Origin of the sequence: Legionella cardiaca (genome assembly GCF_029026145.1) — a bacterium.
Classification (GTDB): domain Bacteria; phylum Pseudomonadota; class Gammaproteobacteria; order Legionellales; family Legionellaceae; genus Tatlockia; species Tatlockia cardiaca.
This window is the reverse complement of the sequence record NZ_CP119078.1, coordinates 3,362,486-3,381,859: the sequence shown is the minus strand read 5'-3', so window position 1 is coordinate 3,381,859 and position 19,374 is coordinate 3,362,486. Positions and strand designations below refer to the sequence as shown.

The following is a 19,374-nucleotide window of genomic DNA, read 5'->3' as shown; positions in this document are numbered from 1 at the left end:
TGAATTGCTGATTAGGAATTTATTTTCTTAATGTAACGGCTTAAATGGGAAGAGGTTATCCACATTAACACGCCAATGGCTAAGGTCACCAATCCGATACAAGCAAAAACATTCGTATAGATTGTCAAGGATTCAATGCCTGGTGCCACATTTTTAGGCAAGGCAGTATAAGAGGCCACAGAGGCACCAATAAAACCCGCGATCGCAGAGGTTAGAAACCACATTCCCATCACAAAACCAGCAATTCTTTCAGGTACTAACTCGGCAACCATCGCCACGCCAAGAGCGGATACTAATAACTCTCCCATGCTTTGAAAGAAATAACTCGTCACTAGCCACCACGATGACACCATTCCTGAGCCATTGTGCAAATACCTGGAGAAAAAGAGTAGCGAAAAGCTGAGGCCACAACATAGCATACCCACAGCAAATTTATAGGGAATAGGAAAGGAAACGCCACGCAGGTGTAACTTACTGTAGAACAAAGCAAGCACGGGACTCATCGTGATAATCCAAATTGGGTTTAATGCCTGGAAACTTTGTGGATCAATATGAATGCCGAACAAAGAGGGAATAACATTATTCACGGCAAATAAATTCAAAGAAGTTGGCATCTGTTGATAGAGAGTAAAAAAAACTATCGCTTCAAGCATTAGGATGAAAGCGACCAACATCCGCATAAAAGAGGCTTTATTTTCTTTATACATATAAAAAAAATAAACAATTACTACAAACAAGGTAATGACCCATACGAGATTTTTGGCAAGCATAACGTGCTGCAGTAGGTAAGCGGAAATCATCGTTACTATTACAATACCAGCAATCACCAAAATCCATTGCCATAACCTGATAACTTTTCTGTCAGACACTGTATTTATATTTGCGACATGTTGACGTTGAAACCAATAGTTGGCCAACCCTAATAAGAGTCCAATAAAACTAAGAAAATAGGCATAAGGATACCCATAGCTACTTGAAAGTGCGGGACCGACAAATAAAGCTACTGTTGAGCCAAGATTAATGGCCATATAATAAAGCGTAAAACCACCATGCAAACGCGGATCATTTTCTTCATAGCATTTTGCTAATAAACTTGACGGATTTGCCTTGAACAAACCATTGCCGACACAAACTAAACCCAGTGCCAAAAATACATGGTCTTTGTCAGTGATAGCCAAAGAAAAATAACCTAGCGCTAGCGTTATAAGCCCTAAAACGATGGTACGTTTGGTGCCAAGAACATTATCTCCGAGGTATCCCCCCAATGACACCATGCCATAAACCAGTGCAGAAAAAGCCCCAAATGTGTAATACGCAGCCGTATCATCAAACCCCAGAAATCGAATAAAGTATAAAGTTAAAATGCCTTGTACCGTATAAAAACCAAAACGCTCCCAGATTTCTAACATAAAAATCATATGGAAAGCTCGAGGTTGAGCACGAAATAATGCGAGCATCTTTTCCTTTATTTTTAGGGGGATAAAATCAAACGCTATAATACTTTATCAAGAAATGCAATGACAACTAAGTAGAGGAAGAGAGATTAATCTCATCATTCTGTTTCTCTTTTAGGCGAACATGCTTTTCACGTTCCTCCTCATGAAATAGAGCGGGTGAGTGATGCGAAGATACTGTCGTCGCAGGTTTTATGGCGATTATCGTTAAATTAATTCCTTGTTCCTGAAATGCCATAACCAAAGGAGCATAATCTAATAGTTCTTCTCTTGCTCGACCGCTCATTGGCACTTGCGCAACTGCTTGATCTAAAATCTTTAAACTTGGACTGATGTTTTCCTGCTCTAAAAAATTTCGTACTTCTTCTACAGACCACTGGTTCTGTCGAGCGTAGAGAGCAAATTCTTTTAACAAACGCATCGCTTCTTTTAAATTATTATGCTGCAAAAGAAATTGAAATTTTTGCTCCAGAGAACTGAGTGATTGCTCACTTGGCCCAACCACGCTCTCGTGATGCATTTTCAACATGGCCATCCCCGTCGATTGCAATTCTAATGTGTGTGAATGGCCATTTCTTTCTGGGCTTTGAGTAATTGAGTTTTTAGCTGATTTAACAGCGATCCAATCTATTAATCGATTTACTAGGGGAGCTGCCAAACGACCAACAATATAAATACCGCCCAAAGCAGCGCTAGCAGCTACTATTCCTAAGCCCAAAACAGGGAACGTTAACGATAGTGCTAAACCAAAAATAGCCATTGCAGATAACCCAATTGCAAGGCCTCTATCAAGAATACTTGCAAAGTTCATTTTCGCAAGCTTTTGCTCGAGGTGAGTTTGTTTATTATATAATTTCTGAACTATTTCCTTTTGGTCGCTAAATAAATCTTCTAATTGCTTCACTTCTTGTTCGATTACTTCTAGCGGCATCTTGTCTTTATTTAATTCTATTTTTTCTTGCAGAGCTTGCGCTAAATCCTGAATTTTATTCAGTTTTTCTTCTGCAATAATAATTTCTCCAGCGCATTTTTTTAAAGTCTCTTTGAGTCGATGTCGCTCCCATAAATGTTTGGTTAGCAAAAACACGCTAACAGCAAAACTAAGAACGGCAGTGACAAAAGCAATTGCAGGCGCAGCCACAGGCACAAATATCGCTACAGCCGTTAAAATCAATAATACGGTAGAATATAGCCATCGAGCATTTTTAGATAATGTTATTGGTGGCTTTTGACCAATAAACAATGCCGCGAGGTAAATAAAGGGAATACGAAAAAAATCAACCAAAGCCAGCCCAAAATTAGCCCATTGAAAGCCTCGACTGATTGCTTGGGCGTTCTGACCGACATTGCGCACAATAGCCAATTTACTTAATGCATTACCGGCGCCATCAACGCTATGCAAAAAATTAGAAAAGATAGGGAATTTTTTCAATAATAAAAAGATAAGTACTTTTTCAGACAAATGATGACCTTTAAAATGGACTTTTTTTTGTAGTTCATTCAGTCTTATTAATAATCTTTCTTCAGGCGTAGCATTTTCCTGACCCTCTGGTGAAAGCTGCTTACCTTCATTACCCATAGTAATTCACCTGCGTGCAGTTTCAATTAATATATCAACTAATCATTAGCAGAAAATTAATTCTAGTCAATCATTAGCCAATTTTATCAAATTTATTCTAATTTTTTGCACTCGTCATCAACAGTCCTTGCAAGAAAGCACTTTAGTCAACTATATTTCTATATCTTCAAAAAAAATAAATAGTTATGGCAAAAAAGAGCCTTTATTTGGCTGGTGGTGGAGCTCGAGGCGCCTATCAGGCAGGCGTATTAAAAGCAATTAATGATATTTTACAAGTCAAAGCACTTCCCTTTGCAATGGTTAGCGGCGTCAGCGTAGGCAGCATCAATGCGGCGGTACTTGCTGAGAATGCCCATGATTTTCCACTTGGAGTTGAGAAACTTGAAGCCATGTGGAGAGATATTTCCTGCCAACGCATTTTTAATGCCAGTAATTATGAATTAAGTAAATCGGTGTTGCGTAATCTTAGTCATCTGATTATCAAGCAACGCCAAACTGGTCATTTACTTGATACCACCCCTTTAAAGGAATTTATCACAGAGAATATCGATTTTGATTTACTAAGGATGAATATTGCCAGTAATCACTTAGAAGTCATGGAAGTGATTAGTCAATGTTATGAAACCCAGCAAACTATTTCTTTTTATCAACATTATGATGCTCCTGATTTTGCCGATTGGCATTATCCCCGCCATATTAGTCAGCGGACCACACTGACGATGGAGCATGTCTTAGCTTCAAGCGCACTTCCTCTTTTTTTCCCCACCGTCCATCTTGATGGTTTTCATTACGGAGATGGGAGTATGGGCTTAGTATCACCTTTAAGAGGGGCTATTCGCTTTCAGGTAGAGAAAATATTAATTTTAGGAACCCGGCAATTGCCTGTCTTTACTAATGCTGACTCGTTAAGAAACGGTAGTATTGGTTTTGCTCGCATTTTAGGAGGGATGTTAAATGGCATCTTTCTGGATAACCTCGACCGTGACATTGAAATGGTCAATCGCATGAATGACATTGCTCGTCTTTTGTCAATGTGGAAGAAACGTCGCTCTCCCTGGCGTCCCATTGAAACCCTGCATTTAAGACCCAGCGTTGATGTTTCGCAAATGGCTCAGGCACAATATAACAATATGCCTACTTTATTGCGCTTTTTATTAAATGTCTTAGGAGCCAAAGATCATTCAGGAGATTTGCTGAGTTTTCTACTCTTTGAAAAAGAGTTCACTCGCGAACTAATCGAGCTAGGCTATCAAGATACCTTGTCTGTTGCCCCCGACGTCAGCAAGTTTTTTGCTGATTAGCACGCAATTCAGCAAGTATATCTCGAGTTTCAGGCCTAACGCCATGCCAAATAAAGAAAGCCTCTGCCGCTTGTTCAACCAGCATGCCTAACCCATCGGTACTCTTACAACCATGCTCATGAGCCCAATTAACAAAAGGAGTCACACTCTGGGAATTATAAGCCATGTCATAGCAGTAGGTAGCGGGTTGTAAAATCTCAAGAGGCAAATTAATAGTCTCTTTTGCCAAACTAGAAGAAGTAGCATTGATAATTAAATCAAAATACCCTTGCTCTCTTAGCTCCTCCCAATAACAATAAGCAATCTTTGCGAAATCACGTTGTAAAGCCTGAGCTTTTTCTACTGTGCGATTTGTCAAAGTTAAATTAGTAAGGCCTGACTCTAATAAAGGACCAATTACACCTCTTGCAGCGCCCCCCGCCCCCAATAAAAGTACCCGCTTATCCTCTAGATTAAGATAATGAACTAAATCTCTTATGAGGCCAATACCATCTGTATTATCTGCATGTAACAACCCTTCTTGCATCCATAAAGTATTAGCAGCCTTTGCCTGAAGACAACGAGAAGTTCTCACCTTAGCCATGGAGAAAGCATGTTGTTTAAACGGTAAAGTAACATTTAATCCCTTGCCTCCAGCGGCAAAAAAATTAGATACTCTTGTCTCAAATAAGCCTTCATCAACCAATATTTTTTCATAAACGAGCTGCTGACCCGTTTGTTCAGCAAAGCGGTGATGAATCACTGGAGATAAACTGTGGGCAATAGGATTACCCATAACCGCAAAAAGATTTTGCATTGTATTCTCTTAAATTTATGTCTAGGACTCCTGTTTTTAGAAGTCATTAACGCCTTCGCAGGGCAAACATCGTCCGTATCGGTGAATGTTTATCTTAAATTCCCTGCCAACAATGCTATCAAAGATCTCATCAAAGAGTTTAACTCTTCTCTTAGTAAGAAAAACATTCTCTCTGATTACCATTTAACACCTTTTCTCCAACAGCATCCCTTACATATTACCTTGTATTTAACCCATTATAACCAAAGCCAGATAGAACAAATTATTAATCGCACCCAAATGCTAGCCAAACAAACAAGTCCCATTCTCGTTAAAACTACAATAATTGAAACAAGTCCAAGTATGTATACCATGCTATTTGTTATAAACAATGAGCATTTGCAACGATTAAGCAATCAATTCGTAATTGAGCTAATGTCCTTGCGGGATAAACAGGCAAAAATTCCTTCGTGGGCTGAACATGATAAGAATAAGTGCGCCCTGTTTAAGCGTTTTGGTAGTCCAACGGTGTTTAAAAATTTCTCGCCTCATTTTTCCATTTTGGCTGCAGAGCATTTAACTCAACGAGAAGCAATCGAGCTGCAATCAATCTTACGCCCCATAATAGATAAATTTAATAAACACCATCCCGGTGGTATTCAAGCCAAGGCAATGGCAATTGGAATTGGACTTGCTGATAGTCAAGGGCAAATCATTAAAGAACTCCAGTCCTTTTCTCTAAAGTGAAATTTTATAATTAACTAGAGGATTAATCTTGTAATTTCTAGGGAATACTTAACGCTTCTAAGATAAATAGCTGTCAGTAAATGGCTGCCAATTGCGGCAAATTCTAATTGTTTAAAATTTGCAGTTTCATAATCAACGACTAATTTTAAAATTTTCCCTAACTCACCCTCGAGATAAAGTAGTGCATCGTTAAGTTGACTACTTAGTTGAATTTTAGCCAATAAAGAAGCCATTGGCTCATGAAAAATTGCCTCCAATGTAGAAAAAATGCCTACGGTATATGCAAGATGAGGATTAACATTGTTGATTTTAGCAAGTTCTTCACACATTTTTGCGCGAATCAGCGTACGTTCAAGTAAGTCCAGCTCCACGTTATCAGTACTTGATAGTAGAAGAAGAATCAACCAGTTGCGTACCTGAAAAAGCCCTAAATATTTAATTGCATCAACTAATGATTCAATTTTCGTTCCTTTATACAAAGAAACAGAATTAACCACACGTAAAATGCGATAACTAAGTTTAGGGATCTGTAAGATTATCTCTTCAATCTGTTTAATCGTTGTTCTTGGATTATTTACTTCATTGAATAATCTTACTAAATGCATTTTATTTTCACTAAGAGCTTGTCCTCTTACCAAGTCAGGTTGATTGAGGAAAAAACCTTGAAAATAATCAAATCCCAAGTCAATACAATCCTGAAATTGGCTTCTACTCTCTATTTTCTCAGCAAGAAGTTTTCCATGGAAATCTTTTAGCGAGGCAAGTTGGCATTCGATTTGTTGTTTATTTTGATGTAGCACATCTATTTTAATAATATCGGCAATTTGAATCAGAGGAGCAGCCTGCTCTTTATAAATAAAGTCATCCAGAGCAATCCTATATCCTGCTTTATGCAAAACAATCAAGCTATGAATTAATTGATTGTTGATAGGTATATCTTCTATTACCTCGATAATAATCCTATCTTTTGGCAGCAATTTAGGGATTTCATTTACCAGGTGATTATAGGTAAAATTAATAAATGCGGATTTGTTACCAATAACCTCATTAATATCTAAATTTGTGAATAATTGGGTGATAATCGATGAAGTAGCTCGATCACCTGCATTCATGTCGCTATTGTCAACCTGCGAAGCAACTGACCACCCATCTCTGTAAAGCAATTCATAAGCTTTGACAACTCCCTCCTTGTCGTGTATAGCTTGACGAGCCATGAGAGTTATCATTGAGTTTTTCATTTGTTAATATGCCTATCCTTAATAAAGATAACGATGATCATTATTTGCTCAGATATTTATTTCTCTCACGAATTTAATCCATCATCAATTTGCAGCTTAAGATAAATTGCAGCAAGCATTAATGTTTTTTTAGTTTTTTAACGAGTTTAGCTTTTGTAGCAGAAGCAGGTTTTACTTTTTCCGAACTGGTTGGGGGTAATGAAAAATTTGCTATCTCCATCATTATTTTTCTAGGATCAAATATATCCATATTGCCCCAGTCCAAAACGGATTCCGCTAAACTCATTGCTGTTTTTGCTGGGAGTCCTGCTAATTTTGCTGGACTCGTCAATGATGCCGGATTTTGAACTGTCTGTGAGCGTTGATTATCGTCTGTAAGTGGCTGCAAAGTTTGTTCGAATATTGCAAATGATTGTTGGAAATAATCAAGTGCTTTATGACCATTTTCAATAGCGATACTCACTTGCTTTTCTATAAATTCCTCGGGATTTTTTATGGCAGCCAAATCCTCTGGCTTTAAAAATTTAAAATTTCGTAAGGTTTTTACATTAAGGTCAAGCATTGCTTGAAATGGTTGTTGAATATGCTTTGCTATTTCACTCCATTGCTCTAAATATTGCTGATTCATATCATCTCCTTGCTAGAGCATATATATAAAGCATCTATCTTCACAAGTATAGGACTGTGATTAAATATTATCAAACAAGAGCAATTTTTATGCGTGCACAGTAAAGCCAATAATTTACCATGCACAACCAATTTATCGCTTAAACTAAACCACTAAACTTTTAGCGACAACTTCTCGCAAATCACGTGATAAATCAAGCGAAGCTAATTGCTTTAATTCTTTTTTTATTAGTTCTTGCCTTTTTGAATCATATCGTCGCCAACGCGTAAAGGGGGTGGCCAACCTTGCCGTGATTTGTGGGTTTATTTTATCTAACTTCGCTATCATTTCGGCCAGGAAAGCATAACCACTTCCATCTTTCGCATGAAAATTACGTGGGTTGGCTTGGCAAAAAGCACCAATCAAGGCCCTTACTTTATTTGGATTTTTAATAGTAAAAGCAGGATGTTGCAGCAATACTTTGACGCGTGCCAAGGTATCTGGCAATTCACTGCTTGCCTGGATTGCAAACCATTTATCCATCACTAATTCGTCCTGCGACCATTGAGTATAAAAATTATCAATGGCTTGTTCTCTTGCCGAACTTTGAGAGCAATTATTAAGCAGGGCAAAACTTGCTATCTGATCAGTCATGGTAAGTGATTTGATAAATTGCTGCTGACATAAATGTAGTGTGCGCTTCTCATTTGCTTTCATCATCAACCATAAGCAGCAATTACGTAATTGTCTTTGCCCATAAGCGCGAGCATGCATGGCATGATCTTCAATTTCCCATAAACGCTGATAGGTTGCATAAGCGTCTTCAAATAAATGACCGCCCAACGCCGCCCGGAAAAAATCACGAGCGGCTTCAACCACATCCACATCAACAGTAGGCAAGGCTGCGGCAACCTCTTCAAAAGCAGGGGGCGTTAGAATTTCAGCACGCAGAGCCGAATCGAGTGTCTCATCTAATAGAACATGACGATAGGCGGCAAGTAAAGGGGCAGGAATAGACCATTCTTGTCGTGGACTATTAAAATAACGAGTTATACAAGCCAGCGCTAAACGCTGAGCAGCATCCCATTTGGCAAAACCATCGGACTCAAAACGTAGCAAAGCAAGCAACTCATCCTCTTTAGCCTCTAAAAATAGCTTAATAGGTGCGGAAAAATCGCGTAACAAAGAAACAATAGGCTCTTCTTTTAAATCAGTAAAACTAACGGTTTCTTTAATCTCGCGTAATTCAATCACCTCATTTGCAAGCGGCAAACGCTTGCCGCTTCGGGTAAATAGTGCGATGCGAATGGGAATATGAAAAGGTTTTTTATCGGCAGACTCCGGCGTTGGCGGACAGGATTGCACAAAGTTAAGCTTCAGAGTGCCATTTTTAAATTCTTTAGTAACATGAACTTCGGGTGTTCCTGCCTGACTATACCAACGTTTGAACTGTGTAAAATCAACCTTGTTAGCATCTTCCATGGCGGCAACAAAATCATCAATCGTCACCGCTTGACCATCATGACGATCAAAATATAAATCCATACCGCGACGAAAACCTTCTTTGCCTAACAGTGTATGTTGCATGCGAATAACTTCTGCGCCCTTATTATAAACAGTAGCTGTATAAAAATTATTAATTTCCTGGTAAGACTCTGGTCTTACTGGATGGGCCATCGCTCCTGCATCTTCTGGAAATTGAGTATTACGCAATACCTTCACATCAAGAATACGATTCACATCACGAGAATTCATATCACGAGAAAATTCTTGATCACGAAAAACGGTCAATCCTTCTTTTAAACTTAATTGGAACCAATCACGACAAGTAATCCGGTTTCCCGTCCAATTATGGAAATATTCATGGCCAACAACCCCTTCAATATCTGCAAAGTCTTGATCAGTTGCCGTATCGGGTCGCGCTAAAATATATTTGGAGTTAAAAATATTTAATCCTTTGTTCTCCATAGCGCCCATATTGAAATCACTGACCGCAACAATCATAAAAATGCCAAGATCATATTCACGCCCAAAAACTTCTTCATCCCAACTCATTGCACGCTTTAATGAGGCCATGGCATGCGCGCATTTATCCTCATTACCGGGTTCCACATAGATCTTTAAATCAACTTCTTTACCAGAACGGGTTTTAAATTTGTCTTGAACGCAGGCTAAATCACCAGCTACCAGAGCAAACAAATAAGATGGCTTTTTGAACGGATCTTGCCATTGCACCCAATGTCGTCCATTCTCCAAATCACCAGAATCAATTAAATTACCGTTAGAAAGCAAAACAGGATAGGTTTCTTTAGCCGCGGTAATTCTTGTGCTGTAAGCTGCAAGCACATCTGGTCTATCAGGGAAAAAAGTCATTCGCCTGAAACCCTCTGCCTCACACTGCGTACAAAAAAGGTGATTTGAGCGGTAAAGACCAGATAATTTAGTATTTTCTTGTGGACGGATTCGCGTCACAATCTTTAGTTCCACTTCGTCTGGGCAGTTCTTGATGATTAAATTACCTTCGTCTAAAAGATAATTGGCATTATTAAGCTGCGTATTATTCATATGGATACTAACAAGCTCCAACTCATCACCATACAACTGTAAAGCCCCTTGATGTTGACGTTGTAGTTTTAAAGAGCTTGTGACTAATGCATGGTCATCGTATAAATCAAAATTGAGGTCAACATTTTTTACCGAAAAAACAGGAGGTTGATAATCTTTCAAGTAAATGGTCGTGTCTGGCATGGACTTTGCTCCGGATCTTGATATGAATTTAAAAATAATAAAATAATAGTTTGAATTTGTTATTAAATTTCTGGCTATAATAAATTTAGATAGTGTCTCGCTTTTACGGGCGAAATGCAAAAATTTGAGTTAGAAGAAAGCTAAGCTGTTTTCCCAGAGGCAGGGATTAGTAAAAGGGGATGACTTATGAATACACATGATTTTTTAACGGGTTACACTCAACGCTTTGTTGACAACAAAGAGGAAGAATTAACCCTCAACGATTACCTGGAGTTGTGTCGCACAGATCCTTCTGCCTACGCCAATCCAGCTGAACGTCTTTTAATGGCTATTGGTGAACCCGAACGCATTGATACTCGCCACGATCCGGTTTTATCTCGACTTTTCTCAAATAAGGTTATTCATCAATATCCAGTGTTTAAAGAATTTTTTGGAATGGAGGAACCTATTGAGCAAATCGTAGGATTTTTGAAACACTCCGCCCAAGGACTTGAAGAAACCAAACAGGTTCTATATCTCTTAGGACCTGTTGGTGGCGGTAAATCTTCACTTGCAGAAAAATTAAAAGATTTAATGCAAAAGACACCTTTTTATGCCATTAAAGGCTCACCGGTATTTGACTCGCCTCTCTCTTTATTTAACCCTGAAGAAGATGGTGAAATATTGTTTGAGCGCTTCGGCATCCCAACGCGACATTTGCGTTATGTCATGTCTCCCTGGGCTGTCAAACGCTTACAAGAATTTAATGGTGATATTAGTCAATTCAAAGTCATCAAAATTAAACCTTCTCGCTTAAAACAGATAGCTATCGCCAAGACCGAACCCGGTGATGAAAACAACCAAGATATTTCTTCACTTGTCGGTAAAGTTGATATTCGTAAATTAGAAGAGTTCTCTCAGGATGACCCAGATGCCTACAGTTATTCTGGTGGTTTATGCCGTGCAAACCGCGGTTTGCTGGAATTCGTAGAAATGTTTAAAGCACCCATTAAGGTGTTGCATCCTTTGCTGACAGCTACGCAAGAAGGCAACTACAATGCAACCGAAGGGTTATCGGCAATTCCTTTTGAAGGCATCATTCTTGCGCACTCTAACGAAGCTGAATGGCAAACTTTCCGTAATAATAAAAATAATGAAGCCTTCATTGATCGTATCAATATTGTGAAAGTGCCCTATTGCTTGCGTGTTTCTGAAGAATTGAAGATCTATAAAAAGCTTGTGGACCATAGCTCACTTAAAGAAGCCCCCTGTGCACCAGGTACTTTGGACATGCTCGCGCAGTTTTCAGTTTTAACGCGCTTGAAAGAACCTCAAAACTCAAGTATTTATTCCAAAATGCGTGTTTATAATGGCGAAAGCTTAAAAGACACTGATCCCAAAGCCAAGTCTTACCAGGAGTATCGGGATTTTGCCGGTGTTGATGAAGGAATGAGCGGAATTTCAACTCGTTTTGCTTTCAAGATCTTATCTAAAGTATTTAATTTTGATCACACGGAAATTGCGGCCAATCCTGTGCATTTATTATACGTTCTTGAGCGACAAATTGAGCAAGAGCAATTTCCTCAAGAATTGCACGAAAAATATTTAACTTTTATGAAAGAATTTTTAACACCAAAATACGTGGAATTTATTGGTAAAGAAATTCAAACAGCTTATCTCGAATCTTATTCCGAATATGGGCAAAATATTTTTGACAGATATATCACTTATGCTGACTTTTGGATCCAGGATCAAGATTATCGAGATCCAGATACTGGTGAAATTTTTGATCGCGGTTCATTAAACCTTGAATTAGAGAAGATAGAAAAACCGGCAGGAATTTCAAATCCAAAAGACTTTCGCAATGAAGTAGTAAATTTTGTGCTTCGCGCACGTGCTAATAATCATGGCAAAAATCCTGTATGGAATAGTTATGAGAAATTAAAAACCGTAATTGAGAAAAAAATGTTTACGAATACCGAGGATTTATTGCCTGTGATTTCCTTCAATGCCAAAGCATCTGAAGATGATAAGAAAAAACATGAAGAATTTATTGCGCGCATGGTAGACAAAGGCTATACCCGCAAGCAAGTCCGGTTACTGTGCGAATGGTATTTGCGAGTACGCAAATCACAATAACTAAATGCATAGCTTGTCTCAGTGGGAGTTTTAAGATAAGCGATGAATAAGGATTCTAGTTATGTCGCAGATAATTGATAGGCGGCTAAACGCTGGTAAAAAAAGCACAGTAAATCGCCAGCGTTTTCTTCGTCGTTATAAAAATCAAATCAAACGAGCAGTTTCTGATGCCGTTGGTAAACGTAGTATTACTGAAATTGATCAAGGCGAAGAAATCAGTATTCCCGCCCGGGATATCTCTGAACCACGCTTCTATCGCGGTCATGGAGGGCATGTCGAACGTGTGTTACCCGGTAATGATGAGTTCATGACAGGTGATAGAATCAAACGCCCCTCGGGAGGCGGGGATGGCGGCGGTGGTGGCGGTCAAGCCAGCGATGTTGGTGAAGGTGAGGATGAATTTGTCTTCCAATTATCTCGAGAAGAATTTCTGGATTTGTATTTCGAAGATTTGGAATTGCCCGATTTGATTAAAAAAGAATTGGCAAAGATGACAACCTATAAAACCATTCGTGCCGGGGTCACAAGCAGTGGTATTCCCACCAATATTAATGTGGTTCGCTCCATGCGCCAGGCCACCGGACGTCGCATGGCCTTAGCCTCTCCTTACAAACGACAGTTACGTCAAGCTGAGGAAGAATTAAAACAACTTGAGGAAAATCCTAATGCTCAAAAAATTGATATTTTGCGCCTAAAGCGCGATATCGATTTTTTAAAAAAGAAAATTCAAGCCGTTCCCTTTATCGATACCATTGATTTGCGCTACAACAATCGTGTTCGCGTACCTTCTCCATCAACCCAAGCCGTCATGTTTTGTGTCATGGATGTTTCTGGCTCCATGGATGAAGCTAAAAAAGATATTGCTAAACGATTCTTTATTCTTCTATATCTCTTTTTAACTAAAAACTACGAAAAAATAGAACTCGTTTTTATTCGTCATCATACTTCTGCTAAGGAAGTCAATGAAGAAGAATTTTTCTACTCACGGGAAACCGGAGGTACTGTTGTTTCCAGCGCTTTAGAATTGTTATCATCGATTATTGAAGCGCGCTTCCCCCCCTCTGCCTGGAATATTTACGTTGCTCAAGCGTCTGATGGTGATAATTGGAATGCCGACTCCCCTTATTGCCAAGAGCTGCTGCAAGAAAAAATTATGCCCTTATTGCAGTATTTTGCTTATATAGAAATTATGCCACGTCATCATCAAAGTCTTTGGGAGGTCTACCAGCAAGTACGCAATAACTATCCTAATTTTGCTATGGAAAATATCGATAATGTTGCCGATATTTATCCTGTTTTTCGCGAATTATTCAAAAGGAAAACCACATGAGAAAAAAGCCTTTATCCACTGGTGCTGAATGGACCTTTGAACTTATTCAAGCCTATGATAAAGAAATTGCTCGTTTGGCTAAGGAATTCAAATTAGACACGTACCCAAATCAAATTGAAATAATTTCGGCAGAGCAGATGATGGATGCTTACGCTTCAGTAGGCATGCCTATTGGTTATCATCACTGGTCATTCGGTAAGCATTTTGTGGGAGTTGAAAAAAGTTACAAACGAGGACAAATGGGATTGGCTTACGAATTAGTCATTAATTCAAATCCATGCATTTCTTACCTTATGGAAGAAAATACAATGGCCATGCAAGCCCTGGTAATTGCCCATGCCTGTTATGGTCATAACTCTTTTTTCAAAAATAATTACTTATTCAAAATGTGGACCTCGGCAGATGCCATCATTGATTACCTCGTTTTTGCAAGAAATTATATCAGCGAGTGTGAGCAACGCTATGGCATTGATGAAGTGGAAGCAATTCTTGATGCTTGTCATGCCTTAATGAATTATGGTGTTGATCGCTATAAACACCCTACCAGTTTATCGATTCAAGAAGAGAAAATCCGCCAGCAAAATCGGGAAATGTATTTACAATCTCAGGTTAATGAATTATGGCGTACTATTCCTCAAAGTAAGCACGTTGATGAGAATGGTCAGAAAAAGCGCTTTCCCGAAGAACCACAAGAAAATATTCTCTACTTTATTGAAAAAAATGCACCTTTATTAAAATCCTGGCAACGAGAAATTGTCCGCATTGTCAGAAAAATTGCGCAATATTTTTATCCTCAGGGACAAACTAAGGTAATGAATGAAGGCTGGGCTTGCTTTTGGCATCACACGCTTTTGAATGCCTTGTATGACGAGGGCCTGGTGACTGATGAATTTATGTTAGAAATTCTGCAAAGCCATACCAATGTTATTATGCAACCCCCCTTTAATAGTCCTTATTTTAGCGGTATTAATCCCTACACTTTAGGTTATCACATGATGCAGGATATCAAGCGCATTTGTGAAAATCCTACCGAAGAAGACAAGCACTGGTTTCCGTATTTAGTCCATACAGATTGGCTTTCAAGTCTGGATTTGGCAATGAGAAACTTCAAGGATGAAAGCTTTATTGCACAATACCTATCGCCACGCCTTATCCGCGAATTAAAATTATTCTATGTCGTGGACGATGATAGACAACCTGATTTATTAGTTGGCGCCATTCATAATGAGCAAGGCTACCAAACCATTCGCGAAGCATTATCAAGACAGTATAACCTTGGTTATATTGAACCTGATATTCAAATCTATTCTGTCGATGTAGAAGGTGATCGCTCCCTGACTTTACGCTATACCCAACAAAATCGTGTTCCGCTTGGCGATAGTACCTCAGAAGTATTAAAACATTTGTATACCCTATGGAAATTCCCAGTTGCTATACATGCAGTCGATCCCTTAGGACAGATTACGGCGGAATATCATTGTCCTCCAATACCTAACAAACCGACACCTAAGGATATGCCGAATTAGTGAAAGTCGAAAGTCAAAAACATTTGTCATGTCTGTGTTGGCGGGCTGCGGCATGACAGCTTTTTTGCCTGGTACAAGGATAAAAAACTATCCGTTCATTATCTAACTTTGCTTGTTATTGTCAGGCTTTTAAATTATAGCCTGCAGGGAATGCTGAAAAGCCCAACAAACTCTAGCGAAGTTGTTTAAAGGCTCATTGGGTTAGCAGCCCAGCAATGGGTCTGGTATCCGCCAAACGACTACCCCATCCAGGATGGCGGCGACAAGTTACTAAATATCGCTAATTTCCCTTCTACAATATAAATATAACCTGCAAAGGAAGCCGCATGGAGCAGCAAAATGCCAAAACCGCAATGGGAATTTTGGATTGACCGCGGCGGCACATTTACCGATGTGGTTGCTCGCGATCCTCAAGGTAAGCTCTTAAGCCATAAGCTACTTTCTGAAAATCCTGATTGTTATCAAGATGCTATTATTCAGGGAATTCGAAATCTGCTTAAGAAAAAAACGATTTCCGCTCAGGATATTTCCTGCATCAGAATAGGCACGACGCTATCAACTAATGCCTTACTGGAGCGCAAGGGAGAACCTGTTTTATTAGCCATCACACAAGGTTTTGCTGATGCCTTGCGCATTGGTTACCAAAATAGACCGGAACTTTTTGCATTAAATATTGTGCTACCATCTCTACTCTATGAGCGCGTTATAGAAATTCAAGAGCGCATTGATGCCAAAGGTAATATTTTACAGCCTTTAAACCAGCGCCGTGCAGCGCTTCTCATGCAAGAAGCTTATGCTCAAGGCTATCGCGCAATCGCTATTGTTCTTATGCATGGTTATCGCTATCACCAACACGAAAAAAAACTAGAGCGCCTTGCCAAAAAAATTGGTTTCACTCATGTTTCTGTAAGCCATCAAGTTGCACCAGTCATGAAGTTAATTGGCCGTGGTGATACGACGGTGGTTGATGCCTATCTAGCTCCTGTTCTGCAGCGCTATATCAAAACCTTGCAGCAAACTTTAAAAAATATCCCTTTATTTTTTATGCAATCCAATGGCGGCCTTGTCAATGCTAAAGCATTTAAAGGCAAAGATAGTATTTTTTCAGGCCCCGCAGGTGGTGTTGTTGGCATGATTAAAACGAGTCAAATCGCTGGCTTTAAACAAGTGATAGGTTTTGATATGGGTGGAACGTCAACGGATATTTCTCATTTTGCCGGTGATTATGAGCGTCAGTATGCTTGTGAATTTGCCGGGATCCGTTTACAAACCCCGATGATGTTAATTCATACTATTGCCGCAGGCGGCGGATCTATTCTGCATTTTGATGGACAACGTTATATTGTCGGACCAGACTCTGCCGGTGCTAATCCTGGTCCTTGCTGCTATGGGCATGACGGCCCCTTAACTATTACTGACTGCAACGTGATGGTAGGCAAAATTCAAGCAAACTTTTTTCCCCAGGTTTTCGGTCCAACGGGAGATAAATCTATTGATGTAGCAGCGGTTCATAAAAAATTTCATCACTTAACGCGGGAAATAAATCATATAACAGGCGGGAAACGAAAAGCAGAACAGGTAGCAGAAGGCTATCTGCACGTCGCCGTCGAAAACATGGCAAACGCCATTAAAAAAATTTCTGTTCAACGAGGCTATGATGTAGGCCAATATCTTTTAAATTGTTTTGGAGGAGCCTCCGGCCAACATGCCTGTCTGGTTGCCGATAATTTACGGATTAAGACCATTTTAATTCATCCCTTAGCCGGTGTGTTGTCTGCTTATGGCATAGGTTTAGCTGCGATTAGCGTTCAGCACGAGTACCCTGTTGAAAAAACGTTAACTCAAAAGCTGCAAATTTTTTTACAATCAAAATTACAGGAATTAGAACAAGCCAATCTTGTAGAATTAAAAACTCAAGGCATTACACAACCTGTTCATCATAAACGACAAATTCATCTACGTTATCAAGGTTCTGATACCATGTTACCTGTGGAATTTGCCTCAACTAAAGCCATGCGCACGGCGTTTTCTGAAAAACATAACAAACAGTTTGGTTTTTCTTTTGCAAAAAAGAGCTTAATTATCGAAGCAATTGCCGTAGAAACCTCTGTTGAAAGTGAAACCGTTGCAGAAACTGATAAGACAATTCATCAGCGTTCACAACAAGAAATTCCGGTCAGTAAACTAGTTACTTTATATAGCCAAGCTCAAATTCACCGCGTTCCAGTCTATCAACGACATCATTTATTACCGGGCGATTGTATTAAGGGCTTTGCCATTATCAGCGAAAGTAATGGCACTACCGTCATTGAATCAGGATGGCAAGCACTGGTAACTGCAAAAAATCATTTATTGTTGACGCGCTATCAACCTTTAGCGCAACAAATCCCAGTCTCTTCTTCCAAACAGGCCGATCCCATTCTGCTTGAGGTATTTAACAACCGCTTTATGAATATTGCCGAACAAATGGGAGAGGTGTTACGTAACACCGCTAGTTCTGTCAATATTAAAGAACGACTTGATTTTTCTTGCGCAATTTTTAATGGCCAAGGAGAACTGATAGCGAATGCCCCTCATATTCCTGTGCACCTTGGTTCAATGAGTGCCAGTGTCAAAAGTATTTTACGTAGCAATCATGTAATGCATCCCGGCGATGTCTATGTTCTAAACGCACCATATAATGGCGGCACTCATTTACCAGATATTACAGTGATTACCCCTGTTTTTGCCAGACAGGGAAAAAAACTCTTGTTTCTATTAGGTTCTCGCGGACACCATGCAGATATAGGCGGAATTACTCCCGGCTCTATTCCTGCAGCAAGTACCATTATTGAAGAAGAAGGGATTTTAATTAACGGCTTTAAGGTAATTGATAGGGGGCATTTTCGTGAACATGCCACCTTAAAACTCCTCACTCAATCGCCTTATCCTGCACGTAATCCACAACAAAATATTGAAGATTTAAAGGCACAAATTGCAGCCAATGCCTGTGGCGTCAAAGGGTTATGGGATTTAGTAGATTGCTTTGGTTTAAAGGTTGTTAAAGATTATATGAAACACGTCTGTATAAATGCCACTTTAGCCGTCAGAAAAGTATTAAAAAAACTTGATAATTGTCATTTTAGCTATGGTTTAGATGATGGCAGCCAAATTAAAGTTGTGATTTCTATTAACAGAGAAAAAACTAAAGCTTGCATTGATTTTAGCGGCAGTGCTGCTCAACATCCAGGCAACTTTAATGCCCCCACAGCCATTTGTCACGCCGCTGTCTTATACGTATTACGTTGTTTAATCGATGGCAACATTCCTTTAAATAGCGGTTGTTTTGTTCCTATCGATATTGTTATTCCACCTCACAGTTTACTGAATCCCACTTATCCTGCGGCCGTTGTAGCGGGAAATGTTGAAACATCCCAATGTATTGTTGATACCTTGCTGGGTGCTTTAGGTGTGGTGTCAGCGTCGCAAGGAACCTGCAATAACTTTACTTTCGGTAATGCGAATTATCAATATTATGAAACCATTTGTGGTGGAGCAGGTGCAGGTCCAGGCTTTGATGGTGCTTCAGCAGTTCATACTCATATGACCAATACTTATTTAACTGACCCTGAAGTTCTTGAATGGCGATTTCCGGTTTTAGTTGAAGCATTTTCCATTCGTAAGAGTAGTGGTGGTGTGGGTCAATATCAAGGGGGAAACGGCGTTATTCGCCGTATTCGTTTTTTAGAATCGATGACCGCTAACATTATTTCCAATCATCGTAAAATTCCACCCTATGGTTTACAAGGAGGAAACTCAGGTCAAGTGGGGCATAACTGGTTGCAGAGAAAAGATGGCAGCATAGAAGAGCTCGGTAGTTGTGGAGAAAAAGAATTGCATTCTGGCGATGTCATTGTGATTGAGACACCAGGAGGCGGCGGCTATGGTAAGAAATAATTCAGGTTATTCCTG

The 19,374-nt window shown here is 39.5% G+C and carries 12 protein-coding genes; 6 read left to right on the top strand and 6 right to left on the bottom strand.

Annotated elements, in window-relative coordinates:
* Positions 1–11: 11 nt before the first annotated feature.
* Both PXX05_RS14700 and PXX05_RS14695 read right to left on the bottom strand, forming a co-directional pair.
* The gene (locus PXX05_RS14700; protein ID WP_275088941.1) at positions 12–1,457 is read right to left on the bottom strand and encodes an oligopeptide:H+ symporter; all 1,446 of its coding nucleotides are present in this window, start codon (positions 1,455–1,457) and stop codon (positions 12–14) included.
* 67 nt (positions 1,458–1,524) lie between these two features.
* Positions 1,525–3,033, bottom strand: coding sequence for a coiled-coil domain-containing protein (locus tag PXX05_RS14695; RefSeq protein WP_275088940.1), 1,509 nt, complete (start codon positions 3,031–3,033; stop codon positions 1,525–1,527).
* A 185-nt stretch (positions 3,034–3,218) separates the two neighbouring features.
* Here PXX05_RS14695 and PXX05_RS14690 point away from each other — a divergent pair, with 185 nt between their 5' ends.
* Entirely contained in the window at positions 3,219–4,334 is a 1,116-nt protein-coding gene (locus tag PXX05_RS14690) for a patatin-like phospholipase family protein (protein ID WP_275088939.1), read from the top strand.
* Here PXX05_RS14690 and aroE read toward each other — a convergent pair.
* On the bottom strand, positions 4,312–5,130 hold the full coding sequence (gene aroE / locus PXX05_RS14685; RefSeq protein WP_275088938.1) for a shikimate dehydrogenase: 819 nt from the start codon (positions 5,128–5,130) through the stop codon (positions 4,312–4,314). The two genes, PXX05_RS14690 and aroE, sit on opposite strands and share 23 nt — an antisense overlap.
* Between aroE and PXX05_RS14680 the strand changes: the two genes are divergently transcribed.
* Positions 5,089–5,856, top strand: a complete 768-nt coding sequence (locus PXX05_RS14680) for a hypothetical protein (RefSeq protein WP_275088937.1) — start codon at positions 5,089–5,091, stop codon at positions 5,854–5,856. The two genes, aroE and PXX05_RS14680, sit on opposite strands and share 42 nt — an antisense overlap.
* 14 nt (positions 5,857–5,870) lie before the next feature.
* Here the strand turns inward: PXX05_RS14680 and PXX05_RS14675 are convergent, their stop codons facing one another.
* The 3 genes from PXX05_RS14675 to pepN form a co-directional block, all read right to left on the bottom strand.
* A complete protein-coding gene (locus PXX05_RS14675) occupies positions 5,871–7,082 on the bottom strand; it encodes an EAL and HDOD domain-containing protein (protein WP_275088936.1) in 1,212 nt (403 codons plus the stop codon).
* Positions 7,083–7,212: 130 nt separating this feature from the next.
* Positions 7,213–7,722, bottom strand: coding sequence for a phasin family protein (locus tag PXX05_RS15175; RefSeq protein ID WP_420844595.1), 510 nt, complete (start codon positions 7,720–7,722; stop codon positions 7,213–7,215).
* A gap of 144 nt (positions 7,723–7,866) precedes the next feature.
* Positions 7,867–10,449 (bottom strand): aminopeptidase N, encoded by a 2,583-nt coding sequence (gene pepN / locus PXX05_RS14665; protein WP_275088935.1) that lies wholly within the window; start codon positions 10,447–10,449, stop codon positions 7,867–7,869.
* Positions 10,450–10,635: 186 nt separating this feature from the next.
* Here pepN and PXX05_RS14660 point away from each other — a divergent pair, with 186 nt between their 5' ends.
* From PXX05_RS14660 to PXX05_RS14645, 4 genes are all read left to right on the top strand, one after another.
* The gene (locus PXX05_RS14660; protein ID WP_275088934.1) at positions 10,636–12,567 is read left to right on the top strand and encodes a PrkA family serine protein kinase; all 1,932 of its coding nucleotides are present in this window, start codon (positions 10,636–10,638) and stop codon (positions 12,565–12,567) included.
* Positions 12,568–12,628: 61 nt separating this feature from the next.
* Entirely contained in the window at positions 12,629–13,897 is a 1,269-nt protein-coding gene (locus PXX05_RS14655) for a YeaH/YhbH family protein (protein WP_275088933.1), read from the top strand.
* Positions 13,894–15,423 carry a SpoVR family protein gene (locus tag PXX05_RS14650; RefSeq protein WP_275088932.1) on the top strand — a complete coding sequence of 510 codons (1,530 nt, stop codon included), beginning with the start codon at positions 13,894–13,896 and terminating at the stop codon, positions 15,421–15,423. Before PXX05_RS14655 ends, PXX05_RS14650 begins: the two co-directional genes overlap by 4 nt.
* Positions 15,424–15,762: 339 nt before the next feature.
* Entirely contained in the window at positions 15,763–19,359 is a 3,597-nt protein-coding gene (locus PXX05_RS14645; protein ID WP_275088931.1) for a hydantoinase B/oxoprolinase family protein, read from the top strand.
* Positions 19,360–19,374: the final 15 nt, after the last annotated feature.